Below are 10,082 nucleotides of genomic sequence, written 5' to 3'. Positions count from 1 at the left end.
TGACCGAGATGCTCAAGCGACCCGCGATGCCAGTCCCTCTCCGGAACCGGTCCGCGGCCAACGGCCAAAACCGCCGCCTGCGCATCCCTTCTCACAACACGGTATCAACGATATCCAAGATCCCGCGGCTCTCAGGAGAACCGCAACACCCCGCGCCCATCCCCTTCGAGGAGCGGACCGCCAGGGCCAGAATGTCTCTGTTTTCCGACCCGTCGGCGCCTCGTTGGCGGCCACCGCGTCGGTGGAGGGGGTTATAGGCGCCTCCCCCACAAACACGCAAGCGCTTTTTTGACAGAGTGATGAAAATTCTGTCGGGTCGTTAAGAATCAATGGGTTGGCGGGCCGCAGCCGGGCGAACCGACTACAACAGGCCAAGAGACCGCAGTTCGGCGGCCAGATGGGCGGGCAATTCGTCGCCCTTGCCTCCCGCTTCGGACAGGTCCCTGGGCGCCGTTTCCGGATTGAGATAGCGCCATCCCTGGAATGGGCGGTGGGGCGTCGGCACGGTGGCGACGAGCTGCGGGTCCATTCCAAGAATGCAGCAGCTCTCCCCTTCCTCGTCCACGGTGGTGTCGATGGCGATCACCCGCTGGCGGGCGACGACGGAGCCGCGGACCACCCAATAGATCGAACCGCCGGCGAGGATTTCCTCCCCGCGCTTCGGCACGCGGCGCGTGAAGACGGGAATCGTCGTCCGCCCCTCGACGGTCTGCGCACGGCGCGCCTGCACTGCGGCCAGATGATCGAGGTCGTCGATCCCGACGGCCAGCTTGATGAGATGCAACGGCATGGGATGCTCAGAAGAAAAAAGATTGGCGGGACGGGTTCGCTGCCGCAGATGGGAATCAGCGGCGGCGTTTCCAGCCATGCGCCCTGGGGAACCAACCGCGCGGGTCAGGCCGGCACGTTGTTGAGGGAGCGGCAGCGCTCCTCGAACGGCGGAGTGACGAAGTCCGGCTTCTTGAAGAGGCCGCGCATCCAGGCGGTCAGCGTGCAGAGGTCTTCCAACCGCACGGTTTCGTTCAGGGTGTTCTCGGGGAAGGTCAGCTCGAAGGTCTCGGCGATGTGGTCCAGGACCTGTTCGAGCTGCTCGGCGGTGAGGCCGATTCCGCCGTCCAGCACGGCGTTGCGGGTCAGGACCTTTTCATCCACACCGTATTCGTCACGGATCAGCTTCACGATCCAGCGGAACAGATGCATCCAATTGGTGATCCCGAGGATCGGCTCCGACATACCCCGCCCCTTGTGTACCGCGACCTTGGCACGAAGAATGGCACGCATTCTTTGCAAATTCATTGCGTGAAAATGCCGCTTCCGTAAGACGGCGCCGGCGCCCATAGAATGCGGCCCATGCGCGCCGCTTACCTCAATCTCGCCCTGTCGATGACCCTGGTCGGCCTGTCCGTTCCGGCTTCCAAGGTGATCGTATCCCATATCCCGCCCCTTGTGGCTGCGGAAATACGTTTCGCGCTGGTCGCGGTGCTGTTGGCACCATTCGCCCTCAGGGGTGGTTCAGCGGCGCTGCCGCGCAACGGCCGGGACTGGACGAGCCTCACCCTGCTCTCCCTGTTCGGCATGGTGCTGTTCAACCTGTTCCTTCTCTATGGGCTTCGTGAGACCAGCGCGGTGGCCGCCGGAATCATCACCAGCACCATCCCGGCCATGACGGCGCTGGGTGCGGCGCTGATCCTGCGCGAGCGGATCGGCTTTGCCAGCGCCGCGGCCATCGCCTTGGCGGTCGTTGGCATGGTCGCGCTGAATCTGCGCCCCGGGGGCGGCGGTGGACCCGACGATTCCGTCGTCGGCAACGCGCTGGTTCTGGGCGCGGTGGTGTCGGAGGGGCTGTACGGGGTCTTCGCCCGGCAGCTCGGCGGGCGGATTCCACCTTTGGCGCTGACCTGTCTGGCGAATGTGCTGGCCGCGGCGATGATGGCGCCGGGTGCCCTGGTGACGCTGGGCAGCTTCGATCCGGTCGCGGTGCCTGGCTGGGTCTGGCTGCTGTTCGTGGCGTCCGGCCTGACCGGCGGTTTGCTGGCGGTGTTGCTGTGGATGCGCGGGATCGCCCATGTGCCGGCCAACCGGGCCGGGTTGTTCACCGGGCTGATTCCGGCGGCGGGCGTGCTGGCCGCCGTGCTGTTCCTGGGCGAGGCCTTCACGCTCGCCCACGCGGCGGGGCTGATGTGCGTTCTGTTCGGAATCGCGATGGGAACGGGGGCGCTGCGCCTGCCCAAGCGCTTCACGCCGGGATAGGCGCAGCGCCCGTCCGAATCACATCGATTCCTGAACCAGAGCCACACCCTTGATCTGGGCATAGACCGGCTGGCCCGGCGACAGCCCGAGGGCGTCCCAACTCTTGCGGGTGACGCGGGCGAGCATGCGCGCGCCCCTGCCCTCCTCGCCCAGAGCCACGACGGCCATCATCTGAACCTCGTCCTGGCGCTCCGCCGCGACGATGCGGGCGGGAAGAGCGTTCAGGATGGTGCTGCCTTCCGGCGGGTTGCGGGCGAGGCTGACGTCGGACGCGGCGATGCGGGCACGCCGCGCCGTCCCCTGCGGCCCGAGGTCGCCCGGAACGAGCAGGTGACCGCCGTCCAGCCGCAGCAGGGTCAGGCCGTAGGCGTCCTCCCGCCCCGCCACCACCGCGGGCAGGGTCACTCCGGCTTCGGGCATGCGGGCGATGGGCAGGGTGGGATCGGCCTGAAGCTCCTGCATCGGGCCGGCGGCGACGACGCGCCCCTGGCGCAGCAGCACCAGATGGTCGGCCAGCCGCTCGACCTCCGCAATGTCGTGGCTGACATAGAGGACGGGAACCGACAACACGCCGTGCAGCCGCTCCAGATAGGGGAGGATCTCCTCCTTGCTGAAGCGGTCGAGCGCCGCCAGGGGCTCGTCCATCAGCAGCAGGCGCGGTTGCGAGAGCAGCGCGCGACCCACGCCGACCCGCTGGCGCTCACCGCCGGACAGATGCGCCGGCGAACGGTCGAGCAGATGCCCCAGCCCCAGCAGGTCCACCACGTCGTTCAGGTGGATGTGCTCCGGCACGCCGCGCCCCACCGTCCGGCGGTGGCCGAACAGCAGGTTGGTGCGCACCGACAGATGGGGGAACAGACTGGCTTCCTGGAAGACGTAGCCGATGGGCCGCTTGTGCGTGGGCCGGAAGGTCCGCCCCTCCTGCCAGACGTCGCCGTCCAGGGCGAAGCGCCCGTTCAGCCGCTGCAGCCCGGCCGCGCAACGCAGCACCGAGGTCTTGCCGCAGCCGGACGGGCCGAACAGCGCGGTGATGCCGCGGCCTGGCGCCTCGAACGCCACGTCCAAAGCGAACTGGCCGAGCGTCCCGTGGAAATGCACCGACAGGCTCATCGCCCGCCCCGCCCGATGCGCTTCTCCAGCAGCATCATCGTCAGGATCACCGTGAAGGAGAAGACCAGCATGCCGCCGGCCAGCAGATGGGCCTCGTCCCATTGCAGCGTCTCGACGTAGTCGTAGATGGCCACCGAGAGGACCTTGGTCTGGCCGGGGATGTTGCCGCCGATCATCAGGACGACGCCGAACTCGCCCATCGTGTGGGCGAAGCCCAGCACGGCGCCGGTCAGGAAGCCACGGCGGGCCAGCGGCACCGCCACGGTGAAGAAGGTGTCGAGCGGCGAGGCGCGCAGCGTCGCCGCCGCCTCCAGCGGGCGGTCGCCGAACGCCTCGAAGGCGTTGCGGATCGGCTGCACCACGAAGGGCATGGAGTACAGCACCGACCCGATGACCAGCCCTTCGAAGGTGAAGGCCATGGAGCGGGCGCCCCACAGGGAGGCCAGCCACCCGCCGGGGCCGTTCGGCCCAAGCAGCATCAGCAGGTAGAAGCCCAGGACCGTCGGCGGCAGGACCAAAGGCAGCGCCACCACCGTGGCCACCGCCTCCTTCCACCAGGCTCCGGACCGCGCCAGCCACCAAGCCAGGGGGGTGCCGACGATCAGCAGGATGACCGTCGTCAGCGCCGCCAGTTCCAGGGTCAGGATGATCGGTTGCCAACTCATCGGCGGGCGGTCCTTACCAGGGAGGCCGGCATGGTCAGTTCGGCGCCCTCGTGCCGTAGCCGTACTTGGAGATCACCGCCGCGGCCTCCGGTCCCTTCAGGAAGGCGAGGAAGGCCGTGGCGGCCTCGTTGCCGGCGCCCTTCTTCAGCAGGACGGCATCCTGGAAGATCGGGTCGTGCAGCGCCTCCGGAACCGGCCAACGGGTGCCGTCCGGCTTGGCGATCACCTGGGACAGCGCCACGAAGGCGAACTCGGCGGCGCCGGTCTCGGCGAACTGGAAGGCCTGGGCGATGCTGTTGCCCTGGACGATCTTCGGCTGGATCGCCTCGTAGACGCCCATCTTCTTCATCGTCTGCACGGCGGCGGCGCCATAGGGAGCGGTCGCCGGGTTGGCGATCGACAGCTTCTCGAAGGCGCCCTTGCGCAGCGTGTCCTCGCCCAGGGGGGTATCGCTGGCCTTGGTCCACAGCACCAGCCGGCCGACGGCGTAGGTGAAGCGGGAATCCGGAACGGCCAAGCCCTCCTCCACCGCCTTCTTCGGGGTCTCGTCGTCGGCGGCGAGGAAGACGACGAAGGGCGCGTCCTGCTTGATCTGGGCGTAGAACTGACCGGTCGCGCCGAAGCTCAGGACGGCCTTGTGGCCGGTCTTCCGCTCGAAGGCGGTGGCGATCTCCTTCGCCGGGGCGGTGAAGTTCGCGGCGACCGCGACGTTGAATTCGTCGGCATGGGCCGTCGCCGAGACGGACAGCAGCCCGAGGGCTGCGAGCAGGAAACGCGTCATTCGAAAACCCTTTCCGATCTATCGTCAATCCACCGCAAGAATGATGTGCGAAGCGTCGATCAGCGCGCAGGCCGGGTCGCCGGCCTTCAGGCCGATGTCGTCGGCGCTGCGCAGCGTGATGATGGCGGTCAGCGTCTTGCCGCCGCCGATGTCCAGGGTGATCTCGCTGTTCACGGCACCGTCCTCGCGGCGGGCCACCACGCCTTCGATGCGGTTGCGCATCGAGGTGCGCTTCGCCTCGTCCGCCGGGGCGAGGATCACGAAGGGTGCCTTGATCAGCGCGGTCGCCGTGCGCCCGGGGAACAGGCCCAGATCGCGCACGCTGTCGCGGGTGATGATCGCGACAATCGCGGTCTGGTCCGAGACGGTCAGGGTAACTTCGGCGTTCACCGCCCCGTCAGTGATGGCGGTGACGGTTCCACGGAGGGTATTGCGGGCACTGGTGCGCATGAAAAATCCCCATATCAGGCTGGCCGCAGACAGGCCGGTGCCGTTCAGTTCCGGTTCCAGCACCTGGAAGGCGCGGACCATTTCGCTCTGCAGACGGTGGAACGTGGCGACCAGGCGCACGCCATCGGGCGTCAAAGCGGTTCCGCCGCCGCGCTTTCCGCCGGCCTGCGCCTCGACCAGCGGGCGGCCGAACAGGTTGTTCATGGCGTCGATGGCGTCCCAAGCCGCCTTGTAGGTGACGCCGACCGACCGCGCCGCGCCGGAAATGCTGCCCTCGCGCCCCACCGCCTCCAACAGCCGGATGCGCTCGGCGCCGATCGGCGACGCGTGCGGCCCGGCGAACGATACCTGCGGCTGGACGGACATGAGCAGACACCCCGACTTCGCTATATATGTTAGCTATATAACCATACTCGATGCAGGTGAACTAGTGCTTTTTGATAAAGCCGGCAATTTTTAAGGATATTGGTGAGAGGGCGCGCGAAGCCGATTTGGGAATCGGGAGAATCCAGGAAATGCACCGAGCAATCCATGCACAGCGCATGCTCATCTTGCTGAATTTCTAGGCGATCTCGGCGCGTGAAGACGCATTCTTTGTTTGTATGGTATCGAGAGTGGTGTTCTTAAGAAACAAGTTATCGATGCCGTCTTCATCACACCGTCAAAGGTCTGCAATGAATCACGGCGTCCACGCCATCCCTTCGGCAAGGAATGGCCGGATGCGGCGAAGCCAATATATAGGCAACCTATACAACGATGGATGCGGGCGGAGCGGGGCTCCGCCCCATCAATCCACCAATTCCCAATCGAGGGTGGACACGACGCGGACGACCTTGTCGATCTGCCGGCTTTCCATGATGCCGGGGGCCTCGTCGCGGGCGAGGATCTGGAACAGGCCCTGGTTGGCGCGGCGGATGCCGCCCAGCGTTGCGCCGCTGTCGGTCGCGAACTGGGTCGCCGCCTCGCGCGCCTTGGCGGTCGCCTCGGCGATCATTTCTGTCTTCACGTCGTTCAGCCGCGTGAACAGGTAATTGGGGCCGGAGCCCATGCCCGGCTCGCCGCCCAGGGTGACGCCCTGGTCGAGCAGCTCCGCCAGATTCTGGCTGGCGCGGTCGACCCGCTCCACGTCGGGGCTGCGGATCATCAGGGTGCGGGTGAGGATGTAGCGCTGGTCCGCCGGCCCCTGGCGGTAGGCCTGGGCGAGCAGGTCCACGAGATCGAGCGAGCGCGAGACGACGGCGTCGGCGCCCAGCCCGTAGCGTTCCAAAAAGGCCAGCACGGCCTTCTCGTCCGCCGCCGTCTTCGCCTGGACGGCGGACAGATCGTCCCCGGTGGCGACGAAGCGCACCGGCCAGAGCGCGAGGTTCGCCTTGACCTCACGCTCGGCGGAGCCCTTCACGGTGACAAAGCGGTCGGCCAGCCGGACCTGTGCGACCTCGCGCCCCGCCGACCAGCCCGCCACCGCGATCCCGATGGCGAGAAACGCCGCCGCAGCCAGCGCCGTCCGGTTTCCGATCATCCCACTCTCCCTCGTCGCTCTCTGCGGAGCATGACGGAGGATTGTGGCGAAGCTCAGGCCGGAGCGGCGCCCCGCGGCGGCCTCACACCGTCGTCAGCCAGACGCAGAGCAGCGCGTAGGCGACGGGGAAGACCACCAGACACCAACGGTCCAGGAGCAGGGACTTCGCCGCGTTCCGCTCGTAGATCATCAGCGACACCGCGCTCTGCATCAGGCTGAGGAAGATCATGCCCATGGAGGCGAGGTTGACCCGGTCCGACAGGGTGAAGCCGCTGCTGCGCGGCAGGTCGCTGGCGATGACGAAGTAGCAGGCGACCACCGCGAACAGCGCGCCGATGCCCAGGCCGAAGCGCGGGTCGAGGTCCACCGGCTTCACCAGGAAGGCCAGGAAGGCCACCACCGAGGAGATGAAGATGGTCGAGAAGGTCTTGATGTAATAGACCGAATCCGGCCGCTCCAGGGTGATCGCATGGGTGTAGCGGGAATAGACCGACTCGTGGTTCTTCGGCAGGGTGATGTCGCCGTAGTTGGTGCGGTAGCGGTGCGCCGAGATGGTGGCGCCGTTGCTGGTCAGAGTGTAGCCCGAGACGTCGACGTCGGGATCGAGCGTGCTGTTGTCGGTGTCCGGCACATAGACGAAGTGCTCGGCCGTCAGGTCGCTGTCCTCGATCACCAGACGGATGGTCTGGGTGTCCAGGGGGAAGCGGCTCACGTCCCAGGGCTGGTTCAGAACCGCCTGGACGCGCGCCTGCCCGTAGTTGGTGTCCTTCAGCTTGCGGACCGGGGTCGGCGTGCGGGATTCGATCCGCCCGTTCATCAGTTCGAACGTCTCCAGCGGGTTCAGCGAGTCGTCGTCCCAGCGGAACCAGACGTAGAAGTCCACATTGACCTGATTGTCGCGGAGGTTCACCCCGGTGATCTGGTTGACGTAGGTGCCGACCACCACCTTCGCCGGCCCAGGGGGCGTTTCCGCCCTCGACGCTCCGGGCAGGCCGGTCAGAAGGATGGCGAGGAACGCCAGCGCATACCGAATCATGATGCCATCTCCTTTCGTGCCGGACGTCAGTGCGCGTGGCTCTTCTTGACCAGAACGTCCATGGTCGCCAGCAGCACGCCGGAGACGATGAAGGTGACGTGGATGGCGACCAGCCACATCAGGTCGCGGTCGGAGACCTCCGACACGTTCATGAAGGTCTTGAGGATCTGGATGGAGGAGATCGCCACGATGCTGGCGATCAGCTTGACCTTCAGAGCGCTGAAATCCAGCTTGCCCATCCATTCCGGACGGTCGGCGTGGCCCTCGACGTCGATCTTCGAGACGAAGTTCTCGTAGCCGCTGAAAATCACCATCAGCACGAGGTTGCCAACCATCGTCAGATCGACCAGCCCGAGCACGATCAGGATGATGTCGTTTTCCGTGCCATGAATCAGAAGCGGCAGTGCGTGCACCATTTCCAGCGCGAAGCGCCAGCCGATCATCAACAGCGCGCCCACCAAGCCAACATAGAGCGGCGCCAGGAGCCAGCGGCTCTGGAACATCACCTGCTCCAGGAAATGCTCGGCCCGGCGCCCTGGGCCGCGGCGCCCCGCGCCGTTGCGGGACAGGAGGGTGGTGTCGCCGGTCAGGGCCGACGGGTTCGACTGGGTCATGACTTGCTCGCCAATGTGATGTCGCCACGGATTTGGCCGATTTTCCGGCCGTCGATCTGGTGCTGGTAGGTCATCTGCAACTGGTCGAAGGCCAGCGAGATGGTCTCGGTCCCGTTGCTGCTGTCGTCGTCGTCGACCGACAGCACATACTCCGTGATCTGCGTGTTCTTCAGGATGATGGTCAGGTACGGCTCGGCGAAGATGTCGCTTTCACCGAAATACTCGCCGCCTTGCAACTGCGCGAAGGTGCGGAAGAAGTGGATCGTCGCGGTGACGTCCTTCTTCTGCGGATCGAAGGCCGCCTGCATCAGCTTGGGCGAGGCGAGGTCGAAGTGACGTTCCAGCTTCAGGCTGTCGACGCCGAGCTTGTCCTGCTTCTGCGCCTTCCGGCCGCTGAGATAGGAGTTGTCCTCGATCGGGTCGTCGTAGTTGAAGCCGCCGACCTCGCGCTTGCCCGAGGACAGGTCGAAGCTGACGCAGTCGGCCAGATTCTTGTAGTTGCGGATCAGCGATTCGCCCTTGATGCCGGGGTAGTCGAGCAGGATGCGGGGCATGGCTCAGCGCTCCTCAAGCCGCAGAAGGCCGAAGATCCGCCCGACCTCGCCGCGGTCGCCCAGCAGTTCGGCGTAAAGCTCCGGCAGGGACAGGTTCCCCCAGGCGGCGGCGCGGCGGACGAGGTAGGAGGTCGGGCTGTGCGGCTCCTCCCGCGCCAGGAAATCGGCGATCTGGTGCAGCATCGCGTAGGCTTCCTGTCGGGTCCGCGGCCCACCGGGGCGGGCGAAGGCGGCGGGAATGATTTCGGCGGACGCGTCGATGCCCCCCCCTTCCTCGCCTTCCGCCTCTTCCGCGGCGGCGCCGTCGTCCGGATCGATGCCGCGCTTGGCGAGCGCGTCGCGGTGGAACTGGATCAGGCTCTCCAGGGTCTTCAGAAGCTGGGTGAAGCCGGGCGCTGCGCGGCCGGCCACGGCGTCCAGCTCCGCCGCCAGGGTGCGCACCGCGGTTACCGTGTCGCGCAGATGACCGTGCTGGATCTGGTAGAAGTCCGGCGGCGTGCGGTCCTGCGCGGCGAGGATCTGCTCGACCGTGACCTCGCCGTCGTCGACCGCCGCGTGGAAGGCGCGCGGGTCGCGGGTGGCGAGCTTGCGCAGGCGCTGGGCGTTCTGCCAGTCCTGGAAACGGTGCGTCTCGTCGGCGTTCGCCCCCGGCTGGGTGATGGTGGTCGCCATCAGGTCGCGCGACAACTGGCTGTCCAGCCAGACCAGCGGCGCCAGCCGCGGCTCCGGGTCGCCGTCGTCCAGGCGCGGGTAGAGGCCGTCCCAGAAATCCTCGACCAGCCCATGGACCAGCAGAAGGCCCGGCGCCAACCCCGCCGGACCATGCAGGCGGCCCAGCGCCTGGACCAGCCACGCCGCGACCTGGAGATCCTTCGTGCGAGTCGTCAACAGGTCCGAGGACTGCTGGACGACGCCCTTCCAGTCGGCCTTCTTGACGGTGGTCTGCCAGATGCCCTGGTCCAGATCGTCGTCCATCCGGCGCGCCTCGGTCAGCGCGTCGAATTCCGGGCCGTGGCGCAGGTCGTCGCCCGCCGGATCGTCGCCAGGGATGGGCTGGAGCAGGGCGCCGATGTCGATCAGCGGGTGGGGCGTGGTGGTCATGG

12 protein-coding genes are annotated in these 10,082 nt (G+C 66.8%); 1 reads left to right on the top strand and 11 read right to left on the bottom strand.

Features of this window, described 5'->3' with window-relative positions; all coding sequences use genetic code 11:
* Positions 1 to 361 precede the first annotated feature (361 nt).
* A complete protein-coding gene (locus DS837_RS29950) occupies positions 362 to 790 on the bottom strand; it encodes a DUF1489 family protein (protein ID WP_149168079.1) in 429 nt (142 codons plus the stop codon).
* A gap of 104 nt (positions 791 to 894) precedes the next feature.
* The gene (locus tag DS837_RS29945) at positions 895 to 1,233 is read right to left on the bottom strand and encodes a hypothetical protein (RefSeq protein WP_040134734.1); all 339 of its coding nucleotides are present in this window, start codon (positions 1,231 to 1,233) and stop codon (positions 895 to 897) included.
* 117 nt (positions 1,234 to 1,350) lie between these two features.
* Here DS837_RS29945 and DS837_RS29940 point away from each other — a divergent pair, with 117 nt between their 5' ends.
* Complete coding sequence (locus DS837_RS29940; RefSeq protein WP_149168078.1) at positions 1,351 to 2,250, top strand: DMT family transporter; 900 nt, start codon at positions 1,351 to 1,353, stop codon at positions 2,248 to 2,250.
* Between the two features lie 18 nt (positions 2,251 to 2,268).
* Here the strand turns inward: DS837_RS29940 and modC are convergent, their stop codons facing one another.
* The 9 genes from modC to tssA form a co-directional block, all read right to left on the bottom strand.
* Positions 2,269 to 3,360: a molybdenum ABC transporter ATP-binding protein gene (gene modC / locus DS837_RS29935; RefSeq protein ID WP_149168077.1), complete on the bottom strand. Its 1,092-nt coding sequence runs from the start codon at positions 3,358 to 3,360 to the stop codon at positions 2,269 to 2,271.
* A complete protein-coding gene (modB, locus tag DS837_RS29930; protein ID WP_149168076.1) occupies positions 3,357 to 4,025 on the bottom strand; it encodes a molybdate ABC transporter permease subunit in 669 nt (222 codons plus the stop codon). The genes modC and modB overlap by 4 nt, the downstream gene beginning before the upstream one ends.
* 34 nt (positions 4,026 to 4,059) lie before the next feature.
* Positions 4,060 to 4,806 (bottom strand): molybdate ABC transporter substrate-binding protein, encoded by a 747-nt coding sequence (modA, locus tag DS837_RS29925; protein WP_149168075.1) that lies wholly within the window; start codon positions 4,804 to 4,806, stop codon positions 4,060 to 4,062.
* 24 nt (positions 4,807 to 4,830) lie between these two features.
* Entirely contained in the window at positions 4,831 to 5,622 is a 792-nt protein-coding gene (locus DS837_RS29920) for a TOBE domain-containing protein (protein WP_149168074.1), read from the bottom strand.
* 421 nt (positions 5,623 to 6,043) lie between these two features.
* The gene (locus DS837_RS29915) at positions 6,044 to 6,775 is read right to left on the bottom strand and encodes an SIMPL domain-containing protein (RefSeq protein WP_014198583.1); all 732 of its coding nucleotides are present in this window, start codon (positions 6,773 to 6,775) and stop codon (positions 6,044 to 6,046) included.
* An 82-nt stretch (positions 6,776 to 6,857) separates the two neighbouring features.
* Entirely contained in the window at positions 6,858 to 7,811 is a 954-nt protein-coding gene (locus DS837_RS29910; protein WP_149168073.1) for a ligand-gated ion channel, read from the bottom strand.
* A gap of 26 nt (positions 7,812 to 7,837) precedes the next feature.
* On the bottom strand, positions 7,838 to 8,425 hold the full coding sequence (locus DS837_RS29905) for a TIGR00645 family protein (RefSeq protein WP_149168072.1): 588 nt from the start codon (positions 8,423 to 8,425) through the stop codon (positions 7,838 to 7,840).
* Positions 8,422 to 8,979 (bottom strand): Hcp family type VI secretion system effector, encoded by a 558-nt coding sequence (locus DS837_RS29900; protein ID WP_149168071.1) that lies wholly within the window; start codon positions 8,977 to 8,979, stop codon positions 8,422 to 8,424. Before DS837_RS29900 ends, DS837_RS29905 begins: the two co-directional genes overlap by 4 nt.
* 3 nt (positions 8,980 to 8,982) lie before the next feature.
* Positions 8,983 to 10,080: a type VI secretion system protein TssA gene (gene tssA / locus DS837_RS29895; RefSeq protein WP_149168070.1), complete on the bottom strand. Its 1,098-nt coding sequence runs from the start codon at positions 10,078 to 10,080 to the stop codon at positions 8,983 to 8,985.
* Positions 10,081 to 10,082: the final 2 nt, after the last annotated feature.

The sequence above is a fragment of the Azospirillum brasilense genome, assembly GCF_008365405.1.
Lineage (GTDB): Bacteria > Pseudomonadota > Alphaproteobacteria > Azospirillales > Azospirillaceae > Azospirillum > Azospirillum brasilense_D.
This window is presented reverse-complemented; position numbering and strand designations above follow the sequence as displayed.